General features: G+C 62.7%; 23 protein-coding genes and 1 pseudogene. 16 read left to right on the plus strand and 8 right to left on the minus strand.

The window, feature by feature from the left end; all coding sequences use genetic code 11:
* Positions 1–23: 23 nt before the first annotated feature.
* A complete protein-coding gene (locus ACSW29_RS15535; protein WP_448277645.1) occupies positions 24–1,511 on the plus strand; it encodes a carboxyl transferase domain-containing protein in 1,488 nt (495 codons plus the stop codon).
* Positions 1,508–2,548, plus strand: coding sequence for a hypothetical protein (locus ACSW29_RS15540; RefSeq protein ID WP_347874465.1), 1,041 nt, complete (start codon positions 1,508–1,510; stop codon positions 2,546–2,548). Before ACSW29_RS15535 ends, ACSW29_RS15540 begins: the two co-directional genes overlap by 4 nt.
* A gap of 4 nt (positions 2,549–2,552) precedes the next feature.
* Here ACSW29_RS15540 and ACSW29_RS15545 read toward each other — a convergent pair whose 3' ends face one another.
* Positions 2,553–3,824, minus strand: coding sequence for an MFS transporter (locus ACSW29_RS15545; RefSeq protein WP_317828777.1), 1,272 nt, complete (start codon positions 3,822–3,824; stop codon positions 2,553–2,555).
* A gap of 182 nt (positions 3,825–4,006) precedes the next feature.
* On the opposite strand from ACSW29_RS15545, the gene ACSW29_RS15550 reads away from it, so the two are divergent.
* The 3 genes from ACSW29_RS15550 to ACSW29_RS15560 all read left to right on the plus strand — a co-directional run bounded on the left by ACSW29_RS15550 (position 4,007) and on the right by ACSW29_RS15560 (position 7,672).
* Positions 4,007–5,923 (plus strand): propionyl-CoA synthetase, encoded by a 1,917-nt coding sequence (locus tag ACSW29_RS15550; protein ID WP_448277646.1) that lies wholly within the window; start codon positions 4,007–4,009, stop codon positions 5,921–5,923.
* Between the two features lie 92 nt (positions 5,924–6,015).
* The gene (locus ACSW29_RS15555; RefSeq protein ID WP_317828775.1) at positions 6,016–6,861 is read left to right on the plus strand and encodes a mycofactocin-coupled SDR family oxidoreductase; all 846 of its coding nucleotides are present in this window, start codon (positions 6,016–6,018) and stop codon (positions 6,859–6,861) included.
* A 301-nt stretch (positions 6,862–7,162) separates the two neighbouring features.
* Positions 7,163–7,672 (plus strand): hypothetical protein, encoded by a 510-nt coding sequence (locus ACSW29_RS15560; RefSeq protein WP_317828774.1) that lies wholly within the window; start codon positions 7,163–7,165, stop codon positions 7,670–7,672.
* A 7-nt stretch (positions 7,673–7,679) separates the two neighbouring features.
* Here ACSW29_RS15560 and ACSW29_RS15565 read toward each other — a convergent pair whose 3' ends face one another.
* Positions 7,680–8,066 carry a DUF1304 domain-containing protein gene (locus ACSW29_RS15565; RefSeq protein ID WP_030535390.1) on the minus strand — a complete coding sequence of 129 codons (387 nt, stop codon included), beginning with the start codon at positions 8,064–8,066 and terminating at the stop codon, positions 7,680–7,682.
* Between the two features lie 87 nt (positions 8,067–8,153).
* Between ACSW29_RS15565 and ACSW29_RS15570 the strand changes: the two genes are divergently transcribed.
* Both ACSW29_RS15570 and ACSW29_RS15575 read left to right on the plus strand, forming a co-directional pair.
* Positions 8,154–8,747: a TetR/AcrR family transcriptional regulator gene (locus ACSW29_RS15570; protein WP_317828773.1), complete on the plus strand. Its 594-nt coding sequence runs from the start codon at positions 8,154–8,156 to the stop codon at positions 8,745–8,747.
* 46 nt (positions 8,748–8,793) lie between these two features.
* Positions 8,794–9,414, plus strand: coding sequence for a GNAT family N-acetyltransferase (locus tag ACSW29_RS15575; RefSeq protein ID WP_230814483.1), 621 nt, complete (start codon positions 8,794–8,796; stop codon positions 9,412–9,414).
* Here ACSW29_RS15575 and ACSW29_RS15580 read toward each other — a convergent pair.
* Positions 9,372–9,962 (minus strand): TetR/AcrR family transcriptional regulator, encoded by a 591-nt coding sequence (locus ACSW29_RS15580; protein WP_230814484.1) that lies wholly within the window; start codon positions 9,960–9,962, stop codon positions 9,372–9,374. The two genes, ACSW29_RS15575 and ACSW29_RS15580, sit on opposite strands and share 43 nt — an antisense overlap.
* A 113-nt stretch (positions 9,963–10,075) precedes the next feature.
* On the opposite strand from ACSW29_RS15580, the gene ACSW29_RS15585 reads away from it, so the two are divergent.
* The 3 genes from ACSW29_RS15585 to ACSW29_RS15595 all read left to right on the plus strand — a co-directional run bounded on the left by ACSW29_RS15585 (position 10,076) and on the right by ACSW29_RS15595 (position 12,418).
* Positions 10,076–11,314, plus strand: coding sequence for an MFS transporter (locus ACSW29_RS15585; RefSeq protein ID WP_317828772.1), 1,239 nt, complete (start codon positions 10,076–10,078; stop codon positions 11,312–11,314).
* Between the two features lie 133 nt (positions 11,315–11,447).
* The gene (locus ACSW29_RS15590) at positions 11,448–11,894 is read left to right on the plus strand and encodes a hypothetical protein (protein WP_347874471.1); all 447 of its coding nucleotides are present in this window, start codon (positions 11,448–11,450) and stop codon (positions 11,892–11,894) included.
* Between the two features lie 155 nt (positions 11,895–12,049).
* Positions 12,050–12,418, plus strand: coding sequence for a VOC family protein (locus ACSW29_RS15595; protein ID WP_448277647.1), 369 nt, complete (start codon positions 12,050–12,052; stop codon positions 12,416–12,418).
* A gap of 4 nt (positions 12,419–12,422) precedes the next feature.
* Here the strand turns inward: ACSW29_RS15595 and ACSW29_RS15600 are convergent, their stop codons facing one another.
* Together ACSW29_RS15600 and ACSW29_RS15605 are read right to left on the minus strand one after the other, a co-directional pair.
* Entirely contained in the window at positions 12,423–13,769 is a 1,347-nt protein-coding gene (locus ACSW29_RS15600; RefSeq protein WP_317828769.1) for a cryptochrome/photolyase family protein, read from the minus strand.
* A 10-nt stretch (positions 13,770–13,779) separates the two neighbouring features.
* Positions 13,780–14,367, minus strand: coding sequence for a TetR/AcrR family transcriptional regulator (locus ACSW29_RS15605; protein WP_347874474.1), 588 nt, complete (start codon positions 14,365–14,367; stop codon positions 13,780–13,782).
* A 76-nt stretch (positions 14,368–14,443) separates the two neighbouring features.
* Between ACSW29_RS15605 and ACSW29_RS15610 the strand changes: the two genes are divergently transcribed.
* A complete protein-coding gene (locus tag ACSW29_RS15610) occupies positions 14,444–14,821 on the plus strand; it encodes a DUF952 domain-containing protein (protein WP_317828767.1) in 378 nt (125 codons plus the stop codon).
* On the opposite strand, the pseudogene ACSW29_RS15615 reads toward ACSW29_RS15610, so the two are convergent.
* Positions 14,818–15,813: pseudogene (locus ACSW29_RS15615) on the minus strand (ABC transporter permease). The gene ACSW29_RS15610 and the pseudogene ACSW29_RS15615 overlap by 4 nt on opposite strands.
* Before the next feature lie 89 nt (positions 15,814–15,902).
* Between ACSW29_RS15615 and ACSW29_RS15620 the strand changes: the two are divergent.
* Genes ACSW29_RS15620 through ACSW29_RS15630 form a run of 3 tightly spaced genes read left to right on the plus strand, consistent with a single transcriptional unit; the run spans position 15,903 to position 18,563 of the window.
* Positions 15,903–16,478, plus strand: coding sequence for a TetR/AcrR family transcriptional regulator (locus ACSW29_RS15620; protein WP_448277648.1), 576 nt, complete (start codon positions 15,903–15,905; stop codon positions 16,476–16,478).
* A gap of 40 nt (positions 16,479–16,518) precedes the next feature.
* Positions 16,519–17,223: a response regulator transcription factor gene (locus ACSW29_RS15625; protein ID WP_317828764.1), complete on the plus strand. Its 705-nt coding sequence runs from the start codon at positions 16,519–16,521 to the stop codon at positions 17,221–17,223.
* The gene (locus ACSW29_RS15630; protein ID WP_317828763.1) at positions 17,220–18,563 is read left to right on the plus strand and encodes a sensor histidine kinase; all 1,344 of its coding nucleotides are present in this window, start codon (positions 17,220–17,222) and stop codon (positions 18,561–18,563) included. The genes ACSW29_RS15625 and ACSW29_RS15630 overlap by 4 nt, the downstream gene beginning before the upstream one ends.
* Before the next feature lie 5 nt (positions 18,564–18,568).
* On the opposite strand, the gene ACSW29_RS15635 is transcribed toward ACSW29_RS15630, so the two are convergent.
* Positions 18,569–20,845 carry a SulP family inorganic anion transporter gene (locus ACSW29_RS15635; RefSeq protein ID WP_448277649.1) on the minus strand — a complete coding sequence of 759 codons (2,277 nt, stop codon included), beginning with the start codon at positions 20,843–20,845 and terminating at the stop codon, positions 18,569–18,571.
* Positions 20,846–21,164: 319 nt separating this feature from the next.
* On the opposite strand from ACSW29_RS15635, the gene mgrA reads away from it, so the two are divergent.
* Complete coding sequence (gene mgrA, locus ACSW29_RS15640) at positions 21,165–22,196, plus strand: L-glyceraldehyde 3-phosphate reductase (protein ID WP_317828761.1); 1,032 nt, start codon at positions 21,165–21,167, stop codon at positions 22,194–22,196.
* Positions 22,197–22,209: 13 nt separating this feature from the next.
* Here mgrA and ppk2 read toward each other — a convergent pair whose 3' ends face one another.
* Positions 22,210–23,175 carry a polyphosphate kinase 2 gene (gene ppk2 / locus ACSW29_RS15645; RefSeq protein WP_230814497.1) on the minus strand — a complete coding sequence of 322 codons (966 nt, stop codon included), beginning with the start codon at positions 23,173–23,175 and terminating at the stop codon, positions 22,210–22,212.
* 210 nt (positions 23,176–23,385) lie between these two features.
* On the opposite strand from ppk2, the gene ACSW29_RS15650 reads away from it, so the two are divergent.
* Positions 23,386–25,803 carry a lysylphosphatidylglycerol synthase transmembrane domain-containing protein gene (locus ACSW29_RS15650; RefSeq protein WP_317828760.1) on the plus strand — a complete coding sequence of 806 codons (2,418 nt, stop codon included), beginning with the start codon at positions 23,386–23,388 and terminating at the stop codon, positions 25,801–25,803.
* Position 25,804 lies beyond the last annotated feature (1 nt).

The following is a 25,804-nucleotide window of genomic DNA, read 5'->3' on the forward strand; positions in this document are numbered from 1 at the left end:
GTGCTGCTTACTTGGAGGACGTTGTGCGAATCTCGGCCGAAGAACTACTCACTGCGGTACTCGATCCCGAGAGTTTCGCCTCCTGGGACTCCCCGCCCGTCGACGTCGGGCCCGGCCCGAAATACTCGGAAGACCTGGCGAAGGCCCGCGAGAAAAGTGGAGTGGACGAGTCCGTCGTCACCGGTGTCGGTACAGTTCGGGGCCGTCGGGTCGCGGTAATTGCCTGTGAATTCAGCTTTCTCGCCGGTTCCATCGGAGTCGCCGCGGCCGAGCGGATCGTGACCGCCGTCGAACGTGCTACGGCAGAACAACTCCCGCTGCTCGCCTCGCCCACCTCTGGCGGAACGCGGATGCAGGAGGGCACCGTCGCCTTCGTTCAGATGGTGAAGATCGCTGCGGCAGTGGCCGTTCACAAAGCGGCACACCTGCCTTACCTGGTTTACCTGCGCAATCCCACCACCGGCGGGGTCTTTGCCTCGTGGGGATCCCTCGGTCACATCACCGTCGCGGAACCCGGTGCTCTGGTGGGATTCCTCGGACCCCGTGTCTACGAATCGCTCTACGGCGAAAAGTTTCCCGATGGCATCCAGACGTCCGAAAACTTGTATCGCAACGGCGTTATCGACGGCGTCGTACCCGTCGACCGCCTCCGTCTGCTGGTCAATCGAGCGTTGTGCGTGCTCACCGATCCCCCGGCTCCGGCGACCGCGGACCCGATTCCCTCACCCGAGATTCCCGATGTTCCCGCCTGGCAGTCGGTGATGCTCTCGCGCCGGGCCGATCGACCAGGCATTCGGCAGTTGCTCCACCATGCCGCGACCGAACAGGTACCGCTCAGCGGCACCGGGCAGGGCGAAACCGACACGACGATCTTGCTCTCGCTCGCCCGCTTCCGAGGCTTTCCGTGCATCCTGCTCGGCCAGGACCGCAGTGGCCAATCCGCGCTCACCACGATGGGACCGGCCGCGCTTCGTGAAGCCCGACGGGGCATGAAACTTGCCGAAGAACTACAACTCCCGCTTGTCCTCGTGATCGACACTTTGGGCGCGTCGCTGTCCAAGGAAGCCGAGGAACGTGGACTGGCCCCTGAGATCGCCCGCTGCATCGCCGACCTCGTGACGCTGAAGACCCCGACAGTGTCGGTGTTGCTCGGCCAGGGGACAGGCGGCGGGGCTCTCGCGCTGCTGCCCGCCGATCGGGTGCTCGCGGCACAGAACGGGTGGCTCGCTCCCCTGCCGCCGGAAGGCGCCAGCGCGATCGTCCATCGCGACATCAGTCACGCACCGGAGATGGCCGCCGCGCAGGGCATTCGTTCGTTGGATCTGCTTCGAGACGGCGTGATCGACGCGATCATTCCCGAAACGCCTGACGCGGCCGACGAACCCGTGGAATTCTCCAAGAGGGTAGGGGCTGCGATAGCGCACGAGCTGTTCATGCTTGCCGAAGAGTCGGACACCGATCGCCAGTCCTCCCGTATCGCGCGCTATCGAAACCTGGGAGTTCCGCAATGACGACGAAGGACCGGAATGCGCTGACGCTGCCGCACAGTTACGACCGCGCGGCACTGGCTCGTTTCGAATTGTTCCTGTTCGCCGGCGTCGCGACCGTGCTGATCACCCGCGCCTATCTGGCAGCAACGGGCTATCCCCAGATCGGGGGCGGCGCCCTCCACATCGCACACGTTTTGTGGGGCGGATTGCTGATGGCCGTCGCCATCGTCGCTACCGCCATCACCGAAGGCTCTCGCACGCGTGACCTGGCGACCTTCGTCGGCGGAATCGGATTCGGCCTCTTCATCGACGAGGTCGGAAAATTTGTCACCGCCGACGTCGACTACTTCTACCAGCCTGCCATCGCGATCATGTACGTCGTCTTCGTACTCTTCTATCTGGCCGCGCGCGAGGTGGTGATTCGGCGCGGTATGAATGATCGTCATCGGCTCGCCATCGGCGCGCGAGCGCTCTCGGACCTCGCACTCGGCCAGCTCGACGAGATCCAGTACAACCACGCCCTCCGAGTGCTCGACGGCGTCGAAGACCGCAGCCTCACGGACCTCGTCGACTCGATCAAGGCCGGCCTGCACACACAGACTCCGCCGGTAGGCGGTATGGAATCGAAGATCACTCGTGGCCGCAATGCCTTCTTCCACCGCGCCGAGGAACTGCTCCGACACCGTGTCGTCCGCCGACTGGTACTGACCCTGTTCGTACTGCAGGCTCTTCTGGCGATAGTCCAGGTGATCTACGCGTTGGTGTCCGAGAACGTCGTCGAGGCCGACGACGTCTCCGATCTGGTGGTCCAGATCTCCACCGTCGCAACCGGAATTCTTGTGGTTCTGGGAGTGTGGTTCCTCTTCCGAGGTCCGTACCTGCGAGCCCTGAGGCTCCTGCGTGCATCCCTCATCGTCAGCCTCCTTGTGACGCAGGTGTATCTGTTCACACAGGACCAGCTCGGCGCGCTGTTCGGATTCGCAGTGTCACTGTTCATGCTCGCGACTCTTCGCATCGCGATTCGAAGCGAAGAGGCCGCCGCAGCTCTACCGCAGTAATCCTCTACCGCAGTGAGACCGCAGGCCGACTCGGTAGATCGCGGATCCCGCGGAGCGGGCTGAAGAGCAGGACCAATCCGCACGGCGCGATCAGGCAGGCCATGATCCACATTGCCCCGCGCAGTCCCACCGCGTCGCCGAGGTATCCTGCCGCCAGAGCACCGAGCGGAATGCTGCTGTGCAGCAGGAACATACTCGTTGCCACTACTCGACCGAGACGGTCCGGCGGACAGTAACTTTGACGGAAACTGCCGAGCACCACGTTGCACGACACGACGCCCGCAACCATCACCATGCCACCGGCACAGAACCAGAACAGGCCGGCCCCGTACGTCGTCAGAGGTGCCAACAGGATGAACGGTCCCGTCACCAACTGACAGATCAGAACACTTCGGGCAGTGCCGAATCTGCGGCCGAGCGGTCGCGCGATCATCGATCCGACAATTCCGCCCACCCCGGCAATCGCCAGGAGAAGCCCGAGTCCGAACTCCCCCACACCAACCGTCTTTTCCAGGAACACGATCTGAATCGTGGAGTACCCGGTGAGACCGAAATTGAGCAGAGTGCCGTAGACGACGATCGACCGCAGATACGGATCAGCTGCGACGAATCGCAGTCCGAGCGCTATCTGGCGCCGCAACGGCTCTCGGCCGCCGAGCCCGCGATCAACCGTTTCCTGCGCACGAATCAGCCAGATACACACGAAGCAGAAGACGAAGGTGAACGCGTCGACCAGCAGACCGGCAGCGAGCCCGACCGTCGCTACCAACAGTCCGCCGAAACTGGGGCCGATCACCCGGGTTGCTGCCTCGGCGCCCTGAATCTTCGAGTTCCCTTCGACAAGATCCGCTTCGGCAAGCACCGTGGGGAGATACGCGTGGTAGGCCGCCTGGAAGAAAACGGTGGCGGTGCCGGTGAGCAGCGCAACCAGAAGCAGGTGGCCGTACGTCACCGCCCCCATGAGGCCCGCAATCGCGACGCTCGCGAAGAGCACCGCGCACGCAGCGTTTGCGATCATCATGATCGGACGGCGGCGCAGCCGGTCGATCCAGGCACCGGCAGGTAATCCGACGATCAACCACGGCAACCAGACCGCCGAGGCCAGCACACCGATCTGGAAGTTACTCGCGTCGAGTTCGCGAAGCGCGATCAGAGGCAGTACGACGGTCGTGACACCGTTTCCGATGCCGCTGACTGCGTCGCCGGTCCACAGAAGTCGGAAGTCACGCTGAGCGAGGACTCCCCAGAAGCCTGCGCGTTGCGCTGCACCTGTCACATCGATCCCCCTTCCAATCCCTGGCCTATCCCGCCCCACCCGCACACACCACTGACCGACGGGACAGGCCCGCCCGGCGCAAAGGGACGGTACCCGCACCGCTACTGAGGCGCACCACACTGACGGTGACCTAAGGTGTTTCAGGTCACCAGTAAGCGAAGTTCACGAGAGGACACACGTCGATGAGCTCTTCTGAGCAGGCGTCCCACACCACGTATGCCGACGCATATCGCGAGAGCATGGATCAGCCGGAGAAGTTCTGGCTCGACGCTGCGCGTGCCGTCGACTGGGATGTCGCCCCAACGAGGGCTCTCGACGATTCCGCCGCACCGATCTATCGCTGGTTCCCGGATGCTTCGCTCAACACCAGCTTCAATGCACTCGATCGGCACGTCCGCGACGGCCGCGGCGATCAGACCGCGTTGATCTTCGACTCCGCGATGGTCCCCACCAAGGCCACGTACACCTACGCCGAACTCCTCGAGCAGGTCTCGCTCTTCGCCGGTGTCTTGAAAGATCAGGGCGTCGTGGCAGGTGACCGAGTCATCATCTACATGCCGATGATCCCCGAAGCCGCGATTGCGATGCTCGCGTGTGCGCGTATCGGCGCTGTGCATTCGGTGGTGTTCGGCGGCTTTGCGGCCAAGGAACTCGCAACCCGTATCGACGACGCCGGTCCAGTGGTGCTCGTGACGGCGTCCGGTGGCCTCGAGCCGGGACGAACCATCGAGTATCTGCCGATGGTCGAGAAGGCTCTGCAACTGTCGGCTACGCCCGCGCACACCGTGATCGTGAAGAATCGTGAGCAGATTCCCGGCGCCGCTGCCGACTACAAGTCAAGTGCCGCAGCCTGGTTCGATTGGGACGAGCTGATCGCCGACGCCACCGCGGCCGACCCGGTGTCGGTCGCCGCGACGGATCCGCTCTACATCCTCTACACCTCCGGAACGACCGGCAAGCCCAAGGGCGTCGTCCGGGACAACGGTGGCCATGCCGTTGCGCTGACGTGGACCATGAAGAATCTGTACGACATCAGCCCAGGACAGGTGTGGTGGACCGCCTCCGACGTCGGCTGGGTGGTCGGCCACTCCTACATCGTCTACGGACCTCTGCTCGCCGGAGCCACGACGGTCATGTACGAAGGCAAGCCCGTCGGGACCCCCGACGCCGGCGCCTTCTGGCGCATCATTTCCGAATACAACGTGTCGGCACTCTTCACCGCTCCGACAGCGATCCGCGCGGTCCGCAAGGCCGACCCGGACGCAAAAGAGCTTGCCAAGTACGACATCTCGTCGCTCGACACACTGTTCGCTGCCGGCGAGCGCTTGGACCCCGACACCTACGAGTGGGCTACTCGGATTCTCGATCGCCCGGTGGTCGATCACTGGTGGCAGACCGAAACCGGTTGGGCCATCTGCGCCAACCTGCGCGGCCTCGAACCCATGGCGATCAAAGCAGGCTCCCCCACCGTCGCCTGCCCTGGATACCGCGTCGAAATCGTCGACGGCAAGGGCGAACTCGTGGGTCCGGGCGCCGAGGGCAACATCGTGATCGGCCTGCCGCTTCCTCCCGGAACGCTCGCCGGACTGTGGCGTGACGAGGACCGTTACGTGAAGTCCTACCTGTCGACATTCGAAGGCTACTACCTCACCGGCGACTCCGGATACATCGACGAGAACAACTACGTCTTCGTCCTCGGACGTAGCGACGACGTGATCAACGTTGCCGGACACCGCCTTTCGACCGGAAGCATGGAGGCTGTCGTCGCCGGCCACCCGGCCGTCGCCGAGTGCGCCGTCATCGGCATTCACGACGAGCTCAAGGGGCAACGGCCGAGCGGCTACGTCGTGCTCAAGTCCGGCGTCGACATCGATCCCGAAACACTCCGACAGGAACTGGTCGCGCGGGTGCGAGACCAGATCGGTGCCGTCGCCACGTTCCGGGACGTCACAGTCGTCGCGGCCCTGCCGAAGACGCGCTCCGGCAAGATCCTCCGCAAGACCATGCGGCAGATCGCCGACAACGAGGAGTACACGGTCCCGTCGACCATCGAGGACGCGAGCGTACTGGACGAGTTGTCCAAACTCCTTCGCGGATAAGGATTCAGCGAATTCCCCTGCCTGTTTGCCTCCGGACGTAGCAGTATGAACACGTTCCAGTTCTGGCGATTCACACGGGCAGGGGAAGTTCGATGGGCAATTTGGACGGTCAGGTCGCATTCATCACCGGAGCGGCGCGTGGTCAAGGGCGCGCGCATGCCGTCAAGCTCGCATCCGAGGGCGCGGACATCATCGCGGTGGATCTCTGCGCGCCGGTCGCCACGGCGGGCTACGACATGGCCACCGAGGCCGACCTCGCCCAGACCGTCGCACTGGTCGAAGCTCAGGGCCGGCGCATCGTCGCGTCCGTAGCGGACACTCGCGACCTCGATGCCCTGAAATCAGCTGTCGACGCCGGAGTCGAGGAACTCGGCCGACTGGACATCGTGATCGCCAACGCAGGCATCGCGGCGTCGGCAAAATTATCCTGGGACTTGAGCGCCGAAGAGTTCCGCGAGCTGATGGACATCAACGTCACGGGCGTATGGTTGACGACCAAAGTATCGATTCCGCACATCATGAACGGCAATCGAGGTGGATCGATCGTGTTGATCAGCTCGATGGCCGGGCTTCGAGGCGTGCCGGGTATCGCACACTATTCCGCATCGAAGCACGCCGTTCGGGGATTGGCGAAGTCTCTGGCCAACGAACTCGGCTGGGCAGACATTCGGGTCAACTCCGTGCACCCGGGCAATGTACGAACCACGATGATCGACAACGAACCGATGGTTCGCGCGTTCCGTCCGGACTTGGAGAATCCCGTCCTCGCGGACACCGCTCCGATCATGTCGAAGTTGAATCTACTGCCCCATCCATGGGTAGATCCCGAAGTGATTGCGGATGCGGTGTTCTACCTGGTGGGGCCGGCCGGGCGCGGGATCACCGGGATCGCCCTACCGATCGATCTCGGCACCTCGGAAAAATTCGCCGGCGGCTGAAGGCCCGAACTGATGCAGAATTGCCTCTGCCGGATGGGTCTCGAGCACCATCCGGCAGAGGCAATTCCGGCTTGATCAAGCCTTCGTAGCAACAGAACAAGTAGTCGACAACCTCATAGGCGCTCCTCGTCTGGCGTGGGAAAAACCGTTGTGGGATGCGCAACAAACCCAAGACCCAGCGTAGAAGCATTTGGCCGCAAACGCGCGTCATTCGGCACTATTTTTTTGGATTCGGGCATACTGGACAACGCTCCCACCACGTATTATGGACCCGAGTTCACACTTACAGGGGGTAGGCACAGTGACGGTCAAATACGCCGTAATGGACCCGATTCACGGAAAAGTCGAGATCTCGTTCGATGTCGACACGGGGGTCGTCGACGTCCGAAACGGCAACTCACACGCTCTGTTGACGCGTCGAGTCGATTCCCCACGCCGTGAAGGCACACCCATCGGAACGCGCGCCGCCGCCGACTTGTTCTTCACTGTCGGTGGCGACGAAGTCGAACTCACTGTCGGCAAAGGGTTTCTGTCCCGTCGCTCGTACTCTGTCTCGGCACTCGTCGACGGCGTGAGTTTGAACTTCGCCCCAGTCGACGACGCGAACAGTGCCTTCACCCGCGACGGATTGCGGATCGGGCTCTTCTCCAAGAACGAGGAATCCGATCCTAGGCAGACCGACGCAGTCTGGTCGAGCATGCCGAGCACCGACGAACTTGTCATCGGATACGCCCTGGCCGAAGCCTTCGATTGTGGAGCACTCAACGGGGCTTTTGCGTTGATCGAATCACTGGTGCTCGGCGGCGGATAGAGACCACTCAGAGCAGGTGGATTACCAGCAGAACAACGGCAATAGCTGGGAAAAGCATCTGCACGACGGCTGCGCGGGCTTTGTCGGGAGACGAGAGAATCAGCACCAACCCCGCGGCAACCATCGATCCTGTGCCTGCCAGGACGAGGGCAATTCCGACCGACGCGGAGCCGGTCGCCGCAATCACGATGCCGACCGCCGACACGATCGCCAGGAAAAGATTGTAAAAGCCCTGGTTGAAGGCGAGCGGCTGCGTGGTGATCGCCTCTTCCTCGGACTTCACGCCGAACGCGGCGCGGGTCTTCGGGGCCGTCCAGAGAATCGATTCGAGGACAAAAATGTATACGTGCACTGCTGCGGCCAGTCCCGCGAAGATGTAGCCGGCGACGTTCATCGGTGAGCTCCTGTTGCTTCGAGTGAATTCTGTATCGTTCAGTCCAATATATACTGGACCGAACGATACAGAAAGAGCGAGGCTTTGATGGGCAGATCACAAGAATTCGACACAACAGCCGTGGTCGCTGCCGCGTTGGACGTCTTCTGGGCACGCGGATACGAAGGCGCCTCACTCGGCGACCTCGAATCCGCGACGGGGCTGAGTCGGTCAAGTCTCTACAACTCGTTCACCAACAAGCGCGGATTGTTCGACGCCGCCGTGCAGATGTACCTCGAACATGTCATCCGGCCACGTCTGCGCAGCCTCACTACGAATCCGGGACCGGACGTCATCGACGACTACCTTTCCTCGCTGGAACAAGCGATCGGCACCATGACCGCCGACTCACCGCGGCGAGGTTGCCTACTTCTCAATACTGCTGCCGGACTCGGCGCGCACGATGACGCGGCGGCAGCCGTGATCCGCGCTTATCGGCAAGAACTTGCTGTTGCCATTCGCAGCGGGCTACAAGCCACATTTCCGACCGAGACAGACGCTGCCCTGACGGATCGCACTCGAATCCTTCTCTCCTGCAACGTAAGTGCACTAGTCCTCGCGCGAGTTGATACCGAAGAGGCGATCGCAACTCTGAAATCCGCGCGCCGACTGAACGCAGAGTGGCAGAGCCGGAACATGTAGCTCGCATCGTTACCCACAATCGAACGGGTAAGCAATGATGCTTCACATGCCCAAGTTGACTACGCCCGCGATCGCCAGTGGCTATCTCGGGGGGATAGACCAACCCTCGATCCACGTCGGGACTTCAGCGATTCTCCGGCCGTGGACCTACGACGACGCCCCGGCTGTCGTGGAAGCCTTTCGAGATCCGTCGATTCAGCGTTGGCACGTACGCCGCGCCGACTCGATCGACGAAGCACGGAATTGGCTCACCCAGTGGCGAGACGGGTGGGCAAGCGAATCCGAATGCCATTGGGCGATTGCCGCCCCCGAGACGAATGAACTCCTCGGCCGAATCACGGCAAAGGGGGTGAATTTGTGGGACGGCACTGCTGAGCTCGCGTATTGGATGACGCCAGCGGCGCGCGGCCGCGGACTCTGCACCCAGGCTGTAACCACACTGTCCGAGTGGGCATTCCGCGATGCCGGGTTTCACCGCCTGGAACTCGAACACTCGATCCACAACCCACGATCGTGCCGAGTCGCCACCAAAGCAGGGTTCAGCGAAGAAGGTGTTCGACGAGGCTCCGCCAGGCATGCTGACGGCTGGCACGACATGCACGTCCACGCCCGCCTACGCAGCGATCAACCTTCGACAACGACCCGCGCCGCGAGGGCAAGTGTCTGATCCACCAATTCCGCAACGCGCTGCGGCGCGACCGGTTCGAGGTCGAACAGAATTCGGTAGATGATCGGCGCCACCACGTGGTCCACTACCGAATCACCATCCACGGCGGCAGCTTCCGGCCAACGTGCGAGGATCACGTCGATCTGCGTTCGACAGAAGAAGGCGCACTTGAACTTCTTCGTACCGTCGGGCGCGTGCGTCTGATCGTCGCTCATCAGCACATCTCGCAGCGACGCGCGACCGACGGGCGCGGACATCTCCTCGAGATATTCCTGCGCCCAGACCGTCAGATCTCCTCGGAGTGAACCCGTTTCGCGAGGGTCGGCGTCCGGACGCAATCGCTCAATCGAGACATCGGCAAAAACTTCGTTGATGTCGCCCCAACGCCGATAGATGGTCGACGGGGTCACTCCCGCATCGGTCGCGATCATCGGCACCGTGATCTCGGCTCGATCACGCTGTTCCAGTAACTTGCGCGCCGACGCGTGGACGGCCTGTTGGATACGCGCACTGCGGCCACCGGGGCGCGGACCTGCGGACGGACTCATGATTCCAATACTAACGCAAAGATGTTGCATTAGGATACGGCCAGGCGTAGCGTCCCAAAAGCAAAGCATTTGCGTTTGAAGTCTTCATCACCCGCACGGGAAGCGCCACGACAATGACAACGACCACTTCACCACCGGCCGAGAGCACTTCGCGCCCACGCTTGGGGCGAGGCGTCGCTTTCACACTCATCGCCGTCATCATCGCCACGTTCCTGGGCGCCTCCGCGACCCCGACGCCGCTGTACGAGCACTACCAACAGTTATGGGGATTCTCCTCGCTGGCGTCGACGCTCGTGTTCGGCATCTACGCTCTCGCATTGCTCGCCACGCTCTTGACCGCCGGATCCCTGTCCGATCACATCGGCAGGCGCCCGGTCCTGCTCGGAGCACTCGCGCTCGAGGCAGTCTCGCTTGCACTGTTCGCCTCGGCCGACGGTTTGACCATCCTGCTCATCGCCCGGGTCGTACAGGGTGTTGCCACCGGCGCCGCAATCAGCGCTCTGGGTTCGGCGTTGATCGACCTCGAACGCACTCCTGGCCGCGGATCGATCATCAACAGCGTCGCTCCGACCGTGGGACTTGCCCTCGGAGCCGTGGGTTCGAGTCTCATCAGCGAGCACCTGCCACGACCCACCAGCACTGTCTACCTGGTCCTTCTCGTACTGGTCGTTCTCGAAATCCTCGGGGTTTGGGCCGCTCCCGAGACTTCGGGCGGTCGCCCCGGAGCTTGGCAGTCGCTACGCCCCACCCTTGCTGTTCCTCGCGAGGCCCGAACCATGATTGCGCTCACCGCACCGTGCCTGATCGCGGTCTGGGCACTGGGCGGTTTCTACCTCTCACTCGGACCGGCGCTGGCGCGCAACGCACTTGACGTTCACAGCTCGCTCATCGGTGCCATCATGGTCGCAACACTGACGGGATTCGGAGCCGCAGCGGTGCTCACCTTCCGCAAACTCGGCGGCCGAACCGTGATGCTGATCGGAACCACCGCATTAGTGCTCGGGGTGGCCGTCACACTCATCGGTGCTGAAACATCCTCTGCAGTATTGATTCTGGTCGGTACGGCTGTTGCCGGGATCGGCTTCGGAGCAGGATTCCAGGGAACCATCCGCACTGTCATGCCGCTGGCCGAGAACCACGAACGCGCGGGGTTGTTGTCCACCGTCTACGTCATCGCATATCTGGCCAACAGCCTTCCGGCATTGCTGGCCGGCTACCTGGTCGGCAAGGTGGGGTTGGTGGATACGACGCGTGGCTACGGAGCACTCGTCATGGTTCTCGCGGCCGCCGCACTGATCGGTCTGCTGGTCACCGGCGAGCGAAAGGTCGAAGCTGTCTCCGTGTCGGAGTAGGTGTCCCCCGATCGGTGGACACACCGTTCCTCCTGCACAGGGTCCAGGGAGTGGACATACGACATCGATCCGCTCCGACATAGTTGTCTTCGAGACAGACAACCGAACGCCCACCCGGACAAGGACATCAACGATGACGAACCCACGCTACGTAGTTGCCGCAATCACGGCTCTGGCCGCTGGTGCCCTCACTTTGGGGTTGAGCGGAATCGCCAGTGCCGGAACCCTTCCCGCGACCGGCAACACCATCACGATGACGATCAGCAACGACACCGAACAGACAATTCATCTCCAAGGCGCCGACAACCCCTACGGACAGTGGATGCAGAGCCCACGCCAGTCGCTCGCGCCCCACGAGACCGAGATCGTCACGGCATACAACCAGGACCCGCGCGGCCTGACCGTCGACGTCGTCTATTCCACTCCCGGCGGCGGACAAGCCGTCTTCATGGCCAACGACTATCCGCAGTTCGACACCGACGGAACTCGCACCACCGACCCTGATCACTACTTCATCTCGAGCTACATCGACGGCTACTACCCGAACCTGAGCGTCGGGTACCACCTCAGTGCGGTGTGACTGCAGCAGTCGTCATAAGTAATCCAGCTGCCTCTCAGACGCACTTGTTCTTGGACATTCGTCCGGCGCGCGGGGATTGTTGAACACAGCCCCGCACGACCAGGCACACGCCCCGCTGCCGGTGGCCCGAAATCAACGGGAGAGGGAAAACCACAGTGCGACTACCCAACCAGTTTCTGATCTACGTCAGCGATGCCGCCTCCGCAGCAGCGTTCTACGGCGAATTGTTCGACGCGAAGCCTGAGGTCCTCAGCCCTCGGTACATGACCTTCGACCTCGGCGGCGGTGTGGTCCTTGCACCGTGGAGCGGCAAGTCACGAGACCTCGATCCCGCGACACCGCGCAATTTCGAAGTCGGCATGTTGGTCGACGGCGGGAGCAATGAAATTCGGGCGATCTACGACGAGTGGGTGGCCAAGGGTGTCGAGGTCGTCGAAGAGCCAAACGAAGATGTCTTCGGTCTGACATTCGTCATTTCAGATCTGGACGGAAACCGCCTCCGCGTAGCGCCCGCAGATCACTGAGCACTCAGCCCTTGACCTCGCCGTACCGGCGCAAGGCTTCCTCACGCTCATGCGCGTGATCGACGATCGGGTCCGGGTAGTCGACCGGGCGCATCGCCTTCAACGAGTGGACGGCCTTCCCGGGAACATCGCGGAGTTCGGGTACCCACCGACGGACGTATGTGCCGTCGGGATCGAACTTCTCTCCCTGCGTGATGGGGTTGAAGACGCGGAAGAAGGGCGAAGCATCTGTGCCCGACCCTGCAGTCCACTGCCACCCGTGCTGATTGGAGGCCAAGTCACCGTCCACCAGATGCGACATGAAGAACCGTGCGCCACGCCACCACGGAATGTGCAGGTCCTTCACCAGAAAAGACGCGACGATCATTCGCACCCGATTGTGCATCCAGTTCTCGGCAGCGAGTTGCCGCATGCCGGCATCCACGATCGGGAAGCCGGTCTTGCCCTCACACCAGGCAGTGAAGGCAGCGTCTGCGTCGACTCCCCCGTCGTGACGTAAACGGTCGAACTTGTCGTCGTAGTTTTTCCGCGCGCTGTCGGGGCGTTGAAACAGGATGTCTGCGTAGAAGTCTCGCCACGCCAACTGGCGACGGTAAGCCTGAGCGCCGTCGCCGAGTCGCTTGGAGAGATCTGCCAACATCGTTCGAGGATGGATCGTGCCGTACTTGAGCGGAATCGACATCCGGCTCGTGGTGTCGAGGTCAGGCCGATTTCGTTCGTCGTCGTACCGGTCAAGATCGTTCTCACAGTATTCTTTCCACTGTTCGAGGGCGCCGACCTCACCGACGAAATCGCTGACGGCGGCGGATGGCGCGGGGATACTCACCCGGCGCGGGCCACCGTCCTTGTCGCTCGGATCGAACCAACGGACCGTCTGCGCATCGGTCGACGCGGGGCCCCGCCAACCGTGTTCCATCCACTGACGGAAGTACGGCGTGAACACCTTGTACGGGTCACCGTCCGCCTTGGTGACGCGTCCGGGTGCGACGGCGTACGGAGATCCGGTGGCGATCAACTCCACCTGCTCCGCCACGGCCGCGTCGCGCCGTCGGCCGTAAGGTCCGTAGTCGGCACTGATGTGAACTTCTTCGGCACCAACGGATTCCGCTACACGGGGCACCACGTCCGCCGGATCACCTCGAACAACCATCAGTTTTCCGTCGAGTTGATGATCGAGCGCCGTCAAGTTGGCGAACAGTTGATCCTGACGGGGTGAGCCTGCCGGTCCGAGCAGGTTCTCGTCGAGAACGAACAAACCCAACGTCTGCCCGCCGGCATCCGACGCTGCACTCAGGGTGGGAAGGTCACCTACCCTCAGATCACGTCGAAACCAGACCACAGAGTTACTCACCCAGTCGAGCCTACCGATCAGATCCCAGAACGCATCCCACCGCACGAGCCGCAAGTTGCGCAGCTCTTTCTGCTGTCGGTTCGGAAGCGAGCCCGAGCAGTCGCTGCCGGTGCTCCTCCCCGAGCAGCAACGTGTACAACTGATCCGCACGCAGCGCAGCCTTCTGACCATGCTGATCGAGCAAAGTTTTCTCCAGGAAGGCAATCGACTTGGCCGGGCCGGATTCGTAGAACGCGGTAGCCAGTTCCGGGAACTGCACGGCCTCGCCGATCATCATGCGGTGCAGCCCAATCGAATTGTCGCTGTGCAGGGCGATGACGATGTCCACTGCAGCGGCGAGCAGGTCCGACTGGTCGCCACCGGCGTTCTCGACATACGCGTGCTGACGCGAAACAGCAGCAGCGAAGACCGCGGATTTGTCGCCGAAATAGCTGTACACGGTGCGCTTGGCGACGCCGGCCGCCGTGGCAATGGCGTCGATGGTCGTTCGAGCGAACCCGACTTCTCGAAACGAGTCGACCGCGACGTCGAGAATCTCGTTGCGTCGATCAGCTCGCTCCGCGTCGCTGGTTCTCCCACGTCTACGAGGTTGCTCCATCAAGTCCCCTACTACCGTGCCACTCAATTAATGCTACGTTGACGTTTCATTATTTCGAACGCTACAGGAGCACTGCATGACCGGACAACGACTCGTCCACGTCGCCATCGCCGACGACTGGGAAGCATGCAAGCGTTTCGGTGAGTACGAGGTCTCGACGCGCGGAATCAGTTACGACGAGGCAGGATTCATTCGCGCAACCACCCCGGACGCACTCGCTTCGGTGCTCGATCTGGTGTTCGGCGACCTCGCCTTGCCACTGATCGTCGCCGTCATCGACGAGGACGCCCTGACCTCAGCAGGTATCGACGTCGAGTGGGAGGCGGGAAAGCCCCGAATCCTCCGACCCCTACCGATGGACGAGGACACCGTGGTCGCCGAACTGGTCGTGGAACGCGTTGACGGGGTCTGGCCGATTCCCGACCTGACCCCGTACGCAAACCGCGCCGGCTAGACCAGCGCAGCTTCGGGTTCGACCACGGGGGTCAACGCCTTCTTCCGGCCGGCGGCGACGCACAGCGCGATCCCGACGGCAATCCAGCACACCAGCACCAGAAGTGGCGTGGCGGCGCCATGGCCGTCGAAGAACGCCATCGACCGGACGGATGCTCCTGCGGCTCCAGGTGGGAGCAGTTGCCCCAATGCACCCCAGCCCGCGGGCAACCACGCGGCAGTTGTCGCCATCCCCGAGAGTGGGTTTCCGACGAACATCATCGTGACGGCACCCAACGCGAATCCCTTCATCCCGAGCAGGGATTCGAGTCCCAGAATGGGAAGCGAGATAGCCGAAATACCCACTGTGAGTGCGAGGGCGGTGAGCAGGTAGTTTCCGTCAATGCTGTTCGTGCCGAACTACAGAATGGCAGTCAGTGCAAAACCCGCGACAACCGCAACGCCGACGGCGCCCAGTACTCGCTTGACAATGCTGCGCGGAAACAGTTGTACAAGAACAACAGCGGGCATGATTCCACCGAACACCAGAGGCAAGGCCAGGGCTGTGAGCCCCGCACCGGTCGGGTCGTCCGCCGTCAAAGGCACAACGTCTTCGACGGGCACCTTCGCCCCCGATCTCTCCGCGAGCCCACTGGCCACACCGGTCAAGGTTTGGGCGGTGGGGATTCCGCCTGCAGTCGCGATCAGTACGTGAGGACCAGTGGCATCAACGGCGATTCCGCCGACCACGTCGCGATTCCGAATCGCGTCACGCAGGGCGTCGGCGTCAGCGAATTCTCGAGTATCGAAGGCGCCTTGCTTACTCGCCTCGAGCGAGGTGCTGATCTGTTCGGTTGCCGGAGCTGGACCGGTGATGCCCAACTTCAGTTCGTGCGGGCCACTGTTGACCGAGGGCAGTACGAAGGCAAGCAGCATCAGCCCGATCACGGCGGACAAGCCCAACACCACAGCCACCAACTTCTTGCGGTCCCGTGCTTCGACTTCGGCGTTCATAACTACCTTCCCTAAGTGGAGGTTTTTCCTCCACTATTTGTGGAAGATATTCCTCCGGTTATGATGAACTGTCAATACCGGAGGTGACTGTGCGAGCCGATGCACGTGAACGCAGGAACTCAATAGTCGACGCCGCACGAGCGGTGTTCACCGAACGCGGGCACGACGCGCCCCTCGACGCAGTCGCAGAACTCGCGAAAGTGGGCATCGCCACGCTGTATCGGAACTTTCCGACGCGCGAGGACCTGGTGACCGCCGTCGCCGTCGCAACACTGACCGATGTCCGCGAGGCTGCCGACATCGCACTCACGGGAATGTCCGCCGACCCGACAAACGCGTGGCACTCGTTGGTGGACCGACTCGTGGAACTGCGCCTGGGTGCACTCATTCCTACACTGGTGGAACGCAGTTTCACCGAGCTGGCCCCTGAAGTTCTGGCCGTGCGTGAGGTGACGAAAGCGAAGATGACCGCGACGATCGGCGCCGCTCAGAGCGCCGGACTGGTCCGCCCCGATCTTCAACCCCTCGAATTTGTCATGGCTCTGGCCAAACTGACGCGCCCCCAAATCGAATTGTCTGACGAGGCCATGCCGAACCTCGTCCCGCGGTTGGTCGCGGTGTTCATGGCCGGTCTACGTCCGGACGGTACCGACTTGCCGGTCTGATCGGCGAAACCCGACGTACCAGGCAAGGCACAATGGGGCTGTGACCGAGATACCGAAAATCCTCGTAGTCGACGACGACGCAGACGTCCTGACCTCACTCGAACGCGGATTGCGGCTCTCGGGGTTCACCGTACTGACTGCAGTGGACGGCGCCGACGCGCTCCGCGTGATCTCCGACAAGCGACCGGACGCAGTGGTCCTCGACATCAACATGCCGGTGCTCGACGGCACCGGCGTGGTGACGGCACTTCGTGCCGCAGGCAACGAAATCCCGATCTGCGTACTCAGCGCACGCAACTCGGTCGACGATCGCATCGCCGGGCTCGAATCGGGTGCAGACGACTACATGGTCAAACCTTTTGTCCTTGCCGAACTGGTTGCCCGGATCCGCGCGATGCTCCGGCGCAGCAACACTCCGGCCGGCGATCACGTGGAGGGTACGAACTCCTTGCGCGTCGGAAACCTCGACATCGACCTCTCCGGCCGCAGAGTTCGTGTCGACGGCAAGGAAGTACCGCTCACCAAGCGCGAATTCGAGCTACTCGAAGTGCTCGCACACAATTCCGGCATCGTGCTCACTCGCGAACGTCTCCTCGAACTGGTGTGGGGCTACGACTTCGTCGCCGACACGAACGTCGTGGACGTCTTCATCGGCTATCTGCGTCGAAAGTTCGAATCCGGCGGTTCACCTCGTCTGCTGCATACCGTTCGCGGCGTCGGGTTCGTGCTTCGGGAGAACCCGTGAAGCGTCGCCGCTTCTCACTACGAACCCGCGTTGCCGCAGCCGCGGCACTGGGGGCGACGTTCATCGTCATCGCCCTCGGTGTTGTCGTTGCGTTGGCCATCGCTCGAAACAACCTGTCCCAGCTGGACCGTCGCCTCGAGACCGCATCGACAGTGATCGTGGCCAATGCGGCCACTGCCGGACCATTCCTGGGAGCATTCGGAGATGGCGGCGCATTTTCCGTGACCATCCGCTCCGACACCGACGGAACCGTCAAATCCAGCACCCCGACCCGTCTGCCCGAACTACCGGTCGGCTCGGCCACCGTCGATGTGGACGGCACCAAGTACCGGGCATACACCGCCGAGGCCGACGGCATCAATGCCCTTGTCTCACTGGCAGTTCCCTACGCCGAAGCGCGGGACATCACCGTCGACCAACAACGCCAGGTCGCTTTCTTCGGCGTCGGTGCCGTCGGGGCCGCTGCGGCTCTCGGGTGGTTGTTCGGTGGTCCGGCCGTGCGCCCACTCGTGGAATTGACCCGCCGGATCGCCCGACGCGATCCCGATCTCGCCACCGAAATTTCCGGCATCCGTGAAGCGGACGAGCTTGCCGCAGCAGCAGAATCGATGCTCAGCGATGTCGCCCGGGCACAGGCCGCGACCAACTCGGCCCTTGCCGCCGCTCGGGACTTCGCGTCCGCCTCAGCTCACGAGCTCCGAACTCCGTTGACGGCGATGCGAACCGACATCGAGGTGTTGTCCATTCACGACCTCGATCACGAACAAAGACGCGAGATACTCACAGATCTGGCCCGCGCGCAGGGCCGCGTCGAATCAACTCTGCGAGACCTCGAGCGACTGGCGAAGGGTGAACTCTCGACTGCCGAGGATTTCAAGGACACGGATCTGACCGAGGTCTGCGACATCGCTGCCGACGACGCACGCCGACATCATCGCGGCCTCGACGTCAGCGTCGTCACCGTGGATTCTCCACTCCCCTATTGCATCCGGGCTCTTCCCGGCGGAATCCGGTTGATCCTCGACAACGCGATCACCAATGCCGTCCGCCACGGCGGCGCGAGCACCGTGCGCATCACCCTCGCACGCCCGACCGATTCACCGGACACAGTCACGATCACGATCGACGACAACGGTTGTGGAATACCGGCCGAGGAACGCTCGAGCGTCTTCGAAAGGTTCACCCGCGGGTCGACGGCAGGCAAGACGGGCTCCGGTTTGGGCCTGGCACTGGTGGCGCAGCAGGCGGCCCTGCACGGCGGACGCACGACATTCCACGACAGTCCGCTCGGCGGGGCTCGCCTGCTGGTCGAACTCAGGGATCAACCCGGATCCGTTTAACCCCTTCAGGTCTCGATCAGCTCCCCGATCCCTGACGCTGTCACTTCGATGACCCGAGCCGAGCCGATGTCGAAGAACAGTCCGGCGATACGCAGGCGACCATCCACACGGGCCTGACCGACCAGAGGATGGCGTTCGAGAGTCTGCAATTGGACTGCAACATTGACCATTCCGAGCTGATCGACCTCCGAGAAACCCGCCTCGGCGGCAGCGCGGGCGACCGGGTGGCCACTCGTGTAGGCCTGCAAACTCGTTTCGGCGTGACGCAGCCATTCCTCGATGGCTCCCGATTCCGAGGAACTGTTGGTCAGGAGTGCTTGCATCGCTCCGCAGCCTGAATGTCCGCACACGACAACCGAACTGACACCCAACTCGTCGATCGCAAATGCCAATGCCGCTTCCACTGACGTATCGCGGCCACTGGCTGGAACCAGGTTTCCGACGTTGCGCACAGTGAACAGGTCTCCTGGGCCACTGCTCGTGATGATGTTCGGCACCACTCGCGAGTCTGCGCAGGTGAGGAAAAGAGAGTCCGGATTCTGCCCGTCGCGCAACTGATCCATGTGTGGCCGTATCGCTTCGGCGCGGTGGCGATGGTAGTTGGACACCCCGTCGAGAATGGGCCGCAGCGCAGGCGGGCTGCTCAGATTCCTTCCCGAAGCCTGTGGTTGCCAACTCCCCCACGGAGCGAGCAAGCCTCGCAGGTCGGTGACTGCTGCGCCGCGCTTGGGCGGCCCGGTGGTCGCGCTCTCCATGCTCACCGATCCGACTTCGTCGATGATCACCGACCCACCTGCCAACTCGTACTGCCTCGCCCACTCTTCGATGACGTCGAAGACGGCGTGGTCGAGAAAGTCGACGGACAGTTCGACCGTGACGTCCGACCGCGGTGGGATGCCGGCGAGTACCGACGTGAGCTTGGGCAGCACGAGGAAGGTGCACGATCCCTCGACTAGCACTCGCCACTTCCCGGAATCCTTGTCACCCAACTCTTCTGCTGTGACCGACGCACGGATGACACGCCACACCAGGAGGGCGATCGCCAGCGCCAGTCCGATGAGCACGCCCTCGAGCAGGTTCAGGAACACGACTCCGACCACCGTGATGCCGTACACCCACAGGTCACCGGTCTGCCGGGCCAAACGGATGTGCGCCAGCTTGACCAGTTGAATACCGATGACTATCAGCAGACCGGCAAGCGCAGACTTCGGAATCTGCTGAACCAACCCGGCCAGCGCGGCCGAGAACAGCAGGATCCACAGGCCGTGCATGATCGACGACGCACGGGACTTCGCACCGGCTTCGACGTTGGTGGCGCTGCGCACGATCACTCCCGTGACGGGCAGCCCGCCGATCGCCCCTGACACCATGTTCGCAGTACCTTGACCGAGCATCTCGCGGTCGAAGTTCGAACGCGGTCCCGAGTGCATCTTGTCCACGGCCACAGCCGAGAGCAGACTCTCGACGCTCGCAATCAGGGCGATGGTCAGGATGCCGGTTGCGACGCCGAGCCACTGGCCGTCCGGCAGGGCAGGAAGTCCGATCGAATCCAGCAGCGACCCGTCGAGAGCAATTCGCTCGACGTCGATCGGCAGCACGAGCGAAGCGAAAGTTGCCAATACGATGCCGACCAGCGCAGCCGGAACCTTTCGAACACCCGCGGGGAGGTAACGCCAGCCGACAAGGGTGGCGACGACGACGAGCCCGATCATCAAGTCCTCGACGTGCAAGGCACCGATCTGCGCGGGCAACTGCCGTAGATTGTCCAGCGCCGAACTGGCCGAGCTTCCGCCTAGCAACACGTGAACCTGTTGTAGCGCAATGGTGATGCCGATACCGGCGAGCATCGCGTGCACCACCACCGGTGCGATAGCGAGTGCCGCACGGGCAATTCGGCTGAGCCCGAACACGATCTGCAGAAGACCGGCGCCGACGGTGATCAAGCAGGTGACTTTCCACCCGAACTTGCCGATCAGTTCGGCGACCACCACGGTCAGTCCTGCCGCGGGACCACTGACTTGCAGCGGTGAACCTCCCACCGCTCCGGCCACCACTCCGCCGACGATGGCGGCGATCAGACCTGCCATGATCGGCGCCCCGGACGCGATAGCAATTCCCAGGGACAAGGGAAGCGCTACCAGGAAGACGACCAGCGACGCCGGCACGTCGTATCTGATCAGTTGCTCGAGATAACGCCGGCTTCCACCACCCGGCGGAGACGGATCCCCGACGACGCTCTCGTCTGCGGATGATTGTGCGTGCACTACGGACTGCGTCGACATAGATCTCCTCGCCGGACCCCGGATCCGGCTGCTGGGCAACATGTTCGAAGCGAATCGGCGATCGGTATCGCCGATCGACTGTGACCATGGTAACCGCGATTCCTTACCGTTCCCTTAGATGCGCACCCAGACGTGGTCGACGTCACCGCCGCCTGACGCTGTGACTCGAACCTGAACGTCGGTCCAAAAGATCGATCGAATTGCTTTAAACCGCAAGCATTCTGACTGAGACACCTCCCAGCGACCAGCGCACCTGAGTGGCATCGGCGATAATGGGTGGACGCTCAACCGCAACCACAACGATGTGAAGGCAGGCACCATGTCCGATCAGTACGTCGCCGCGCAGGACCGCTACGAAGCCATGCCGTACCGCCGGACCGGCCGGAGCGGTCTCAAACTCCCGGCGATCTCGCTCGGCCTCTGGCACAACTTCGGCGACGACGCACCGATCGACAACCAGCGCGCAGTTCTGCGACGGGCGTTCGATCTCGGAATCACCCACTTCGATCTTGCCAACAACTACGGACCTCCCTACGGAAGCGCCGAGACGAACTTCGGCAGGATCCTGCGTGAGGATTTCTCTTCGTACCGCGCGGAATTGGTCATCTCGTCCAAAGCCGGCTGGGACATGTGGCCCGGCCCCTACGGATTCGGCGGTTCCCGCAAGTACTTGCTCTCGTCTCTCGATCAGTCGCTCGGTCGACTCGGAGTCGACTATGTCGACATCTTCTACAGCCATCGCCCCGACGCCGAGACTCCGATCGACGAGACCGCAGGCGCCCTGATCAGTGCCGTCCAGCAGGGCAAAGCCCTGTACGCGGGTATCAGTTCGTATTCACCGGAGCGCACCCGTGAAATCGCCGCACTGCTCGCCGCTGCCGGGGTTCCGTTGTTGATCCACCAGCCGAGCTATTCGATGCTGAATCGGTGGATCGAACAGGAACTGCTTTCGGCTGTCGACGATCTGGGAGTGGGCGTCATCGCGTTCTCACCGCTCGCGCAAGGCATGCTCACCGACCGGTATCTGAACGGTGTTCCCGAGAATTCTCGTGCCGCCCAAGGCAAGTCACTCGACCCTTCGTGGCTGACCGACGACGCTCTCACGCACATTCGTGCGCTCAACGACATCGCGTCAGCTCGCGGCCAGTCGCTGGCCCAGCTTGCACTGAGCTGGGCACTTCGCGATTCGCGGGTCACCTCGGTATTGATCGGTGCGTCCAGCGTCGCGCAGCTCGAAGCCAACGTCGGCGCGCTCGACAATCTCGAATTCAGCGCAGCCGAACTGGCCTCCATCGATCAGCACGCCAAGGACAGCGGCATCAATCTGTGGGCAGAGGCCAGCTCGATCTGAGTGAGAACTCCAGCTAGAGCGCAGGCAACTCCACGTTCACGTGCTCGCCCTCTTCGAATACGGCCGAGGCCGGCCCGACGATCAAGGGATCCGGAGTACCGACTGCCCGGTGATCCTTGTTGGGATAGTCGAAGCTGGCGAGCACGTGACGCATCGCTTCGAGGCGGGCGCGCTTCTTGTCGTTGCTCTTGATCACCGTCCAGGGCGCATCCCCGGTATCGGTGTAGAAGAACATCGCTTCCTTGGCCTGCGTGTAGTCGTCCCATTTGTCCAGCGAAGCCAGGTCGGTCGGTGAGAGCTTCCACTGACGCACCGGGTCCGTTCGACGGGCAGCGAACCGCGCCAACTGCTCTTCGCGGCTGACCGAGAACCACAGCTTGTGCAGATGAATCCCGGAGTTGACGAGCATCCGCTCGAAGTCCGGGGTCTCTCTCATGAACTCGAGATACTGCGTCGGCGTGCAGTAACCCATCACACGTTCGACGCCGGCCCGGTTGTACCAGGACCGGTCCATCATCACGATCTCGCCGCCGCTAGGCAGGTGAGCGACATAGCGTTGGAAATACCACTGGGTGCGCTCGATGTCCGTGGGCTTCTCGAGCGCGACGACGCGGGCACCACGGGGATTGAGATGCTCTGTGAACCTCTTGATCGAGCCGCCCTTACCGGCAGCATCGCGACCTTCGAAGATGATGAGCACCTTCTGACCGGTTTCCTTGACCCACAGCTGCAGCTTGAGCAGCTCGATCTGCAGACGCCGCTTCTTCCGCTCGTACTCGCGGCGAGACATCTTCTTCTCGTAGGGGTAACCCTGCTTCCAGGCATCCGCGAACTCCGAAGGCTCCAGCACGCCCAGCTTGTGCTTGAGACTCGAGAGCTCGTCGATCTCGGCCGCATAGTCCTCGGTGACGGAAATTCTGGTCGACGGGGTCGGCAGGTCAGGAACCCGACCGTCCACACCGCTGGCGTCGGGGCTCATGAATACGCACTCCCTGTCGTCGAAATGAACGAACGTCCGGAAAGTGAATTTTACGCGCCGAAGCCCGCCGCCGCGGGGCCGAAGCGAATGTTGCTTGGCATCGAGGAGGTAACGACAGGTCCGGCTTCCCAGTCTCCGAACCCCCACGCGGTACCTTGATCGAGGTAACTGAGACGGTCAGTATCCCCGAGAGAAGAGAGTTCTGGCGAGATGCGAGTAGACGGACGGGAGATCCCGGTAACGGGAAGTCTCCTGCCACCACTGCACCGCCGTACAAGCGATATCATGCGGGTCGCCATCGCTGCCGTGCTGCTCGGCGGCGTTATCGCGGGATCTCTGATCACTCGAAGTCAGTGGGACGCCCTCGAGACGTCGGTGTCCAACATCGTCGGCGTTCTGTCGCCGAGCCTGTCAGACACCGTGTATCTGCTCTACGGCATCGCAATTCTGGCGCTACCGTTCGCCATTCTGATCGGACTGATCGTCGGTCGCCGATGGAAGTTGCTGGCCGGATACGCCGCCGCCGGCCTCTGCGCCGGTGTCGCGCTCTCCTTCACCGGAACGGGCCTCGCCGCGCCCAAGTGGCACCTCGACGTCCCGGACAGACTCGACGCCACGTTCCTGTCTCAATTCCTCGACGATCCACGATGGATCGCGATGCTCGCGGCGGTGCTCACCGTCTCGGGCCCGTGGCTTCCGAAAAAGTGGCGACGAGCCTGGTGGACGCTGCTTCTGCTTTTTGCTCCCATTCACCTGATCGTCAGCTCGATCGTTCCCGCCCGCTCGATGCTGGGTCTCGCGGTCGGGTATCTGATCGGCGCTGTGATCGTTCTGGTCGTCGGCACACCAGCCCTCGAAGTGCCGCTGGACTCGGCAGTGCGCGTACTCGCGCGGCGTGGATACCGGGTCACCACTTTCCGCGTCGTGAGCCCTTCCGGAATCGGGCCTCTCGTCATGTCTGCCGCCATCGACAAAGCACCGGACGATGAACCCTTCGACGAATTGATCGTCGAGTTGTACGGACAGAACCAGCGAAGTAGCGGAGCAATTCGACAGACATTTCGCTGGATCTCGTTCCGGAACCGGGAAACTCCTCCGCCCTACGGATCGCTTCGTCGTGCCGTCGAACACCGGGCGCTCATGGGCATCGCGTTCGCCGACATCGGTCTGGCCAGCTCCAAAGCCGTCGCCATCTCGGTCCTCGATCGCGGGTGGGAGATGTACGCGCGCCCGAGTCCTCGCGGCATCCCCCTGGCCGTCGCGGTCGAGAACCAGGCGGGCGAGGAAGAATCCACCAAACTGATCGACGCGCTGTGGCAAACACTGCATACCGCTCATGTGCACCAGATGGCGCACGGCGACCTGCGCGCTTCCGAGATTCGTGTCGAAGGCGGGACCATCCTCTTCGGCGGGTACGCATACTCCGAATTCGGCGCCACCGAAGTTCAGATGCAGTCCGACAACGCTCAACTTCTTTTCGCCACCGCATCACTGTTCGGCGTCGACGCGGCGGTGGACGCCGCGATTCGCGCGCAAGGCGCAGACACGATTCTCGCGGCGTCGGGCCGATTGACCACTGCGGCGTTGCCCAACCGCATCCGGCGGACCGTCGCGGATTCCGCGAAACTGATGACCGAGATCCGAGACGAGGTCGGTACGAAGAACGGGATCGAGAAAGTCGCTCCCGCACAGGTCACCCGGTTCAGTCGCAATCAACTCATCCAGCTCGTTCTGCTCATCGGTCTGGTCTACGTCGCCTATCCGTTCATCAGCCAGGTACCGGCATTCATCACCGAACTGAAGACAGCCAACTGGTGGTGGGCGATGCTCGGCCTCGGCGTCTCCGCGCTGACGTACGTCGGCGCAGCAGCGGCCCTGTGGGCGTGCGCGTCGTCGATGGTCAGTTACCGCAACCTCCTGATCATGCAGGTGGCCAACACTTTTGCGGCGACGACAACTCCCGCCGGAGTGGGCGGGCTCGCCCTGAGTGTGCGGTTCCTGCAGAAGGGCGGGCTCGGTACCGTCCGCGCAACGGCCGCTGTCGCGCTTCAACAGACGGTTCAGGTGGTCACCCACGTCGGCTTGCTGATCTTCTTCTCTGTCGTCGCCGGCCGCGATACAAATCTCTCGCACTTCATCCCCGGGTCCACTGTTCTGTATCTGGCGGGCGGAGTCGCGCTCGGAGTTCTCGGCGCATTCATGTTCATCCCGAAGCTCCGTGGGTGGCTGCGCGACGATCTGCGTCCTCAGATCACCGAAGTGTTGGGTGAACTGAGCCAGCTCGCGCGAAACCCCACGCGTTTCCTCATCATCGTGGGCGGCAGCGCCGCAACAACTCTCGGTGCCGCTCTGGCGCTGTGGGCGAGCGTCGAAGCATTCGGCGGCGGAACGACGTTCATCACCGTCACCATCGTGACGATGATCGGCGGCACGCTGGCCTCGGCAGCTCCGACACCGGGTGGCGTCGGAGCCGTCGAGGCCGCCCTCATCGGCGGCCTGTCCGCATTCGGACTTCCTGTGAGCATCGCGGTCCCGTCGGTCCTGCTCTACCGAGTGCTGACCTGTTGGCTCCCGGTGTTCTGCGGTTGGCCGACGCTGCGATGGCTGCAGAAGAACGACATGGTCTGAG

The organism is Rhodococcus sp. GB-02, assembly GCF_053470465.1.

Bases quoted from the DNA above. Each gene is read 5' to 3' on its own strand.
- ACSW29_RS15555 (WP_317828775.1), top strand. From the start codon at position 6,016: ATGGGCAATTTGGACGGTCAGGTCGCATTCATCACCGGAGCGGCGCGT.
- ACSW29_RS15550 (WP_448277646.1), top strand. From the start codon at position 4,007: ATGAGCTCTTCTGAGCAGGCGTCCCACACCACGTATGCCGACGCATAT.
- ACSW29_RS15605 (WP_347874474.1), bottom strand. From the start codon at position 14,367: ATGGAGCAACCTCGTAGACGTGGGAGAACCAGCGACGCGGAGCGAGCT.
- ACSW29_RS15540 (WP_347874465.1), top strand. From the start codon at position 1,508: ATGACGACGAAGGACCGGAATGCGCTGACGCTGCCGCACAGTTACGAC.
- ACSW29_RS15610 (WP_317828767.1), top strand. From the start codon at position 14,444: ATGACCGGACAACGACTCGTCCACGTCGCCATCGCCGACGACTGGGAA.
- ACSW29_RS15580 (WP_230814484.1), bottom strand. From the start codon at position 9,962: ATGAGTCCGTCCGCAGGTCCGCGCCCCGGTGGCCGCAGTGCGCGTATC.
- ACSW29_RS15635 (WP_448277649.1), bottom strand. From the start codon at position 20,845: ATGTCGACGCAGTCCGTAGTGCACGCACAATCATCCGCAGACGAGAGC.
- ACSW29_RS15565 (WP_030535390.1), bottom strand. From the start codon at position 8,066: ATGAACGTCGCCGGCTACATCTTCGCGGGACTGGCCGCAGCAGTGCAC.
- ACSW29_RS15575 (WP_230814483.1), top strand. From the start codon at position 8,794: ATGCCCAAGTTGACTACGCCCGCGATCGCCAGTGGCTATCTCGGGGGG.
- ACSW29_RS15570 (WP_317828773.1), top strand. From the start codon at position 8,154: ATGGGCAGATCACAAGAATTCGACACAACAGCCGTGGTCGCTGCCGCG.
- ACSW29_RS15650 (WP_317828760.1), top strand. From the start codon at position 23,386: ATGCGAGTAGACGGACGGGAGATCCCGGTAACGGGAAGTCTCCTGCCA.
- mgrA (WP_317828761.1), top strand. From the start codon at position 21,165: ATGTCCGATCAGTACGTCGCCGCGCAGGACCGCTACGAAGCCATGCCG.
- ACSW29_RS15585 (WP_317828772.1), top strand. From the start codon at position 10,076: ATGACAACGACCACTTCACCACCGGCCGAGAGCACTTCGCGCCCACGC.
- ACSW29_RS15590 (WP_347874471.1), top strand. From the start codon at position 11,448: ATGACGAACCCACGCTACGTAGTTGCCGCAATCACGGCTCTGGCCGCT.
- ppk2 (WP_230814497.1), bottom strand. From the start codon at position 23,175: ATGAGCCCCGACGCCAGCGGTGTGGACGGTCGGGTTCCTGACCTGCCG.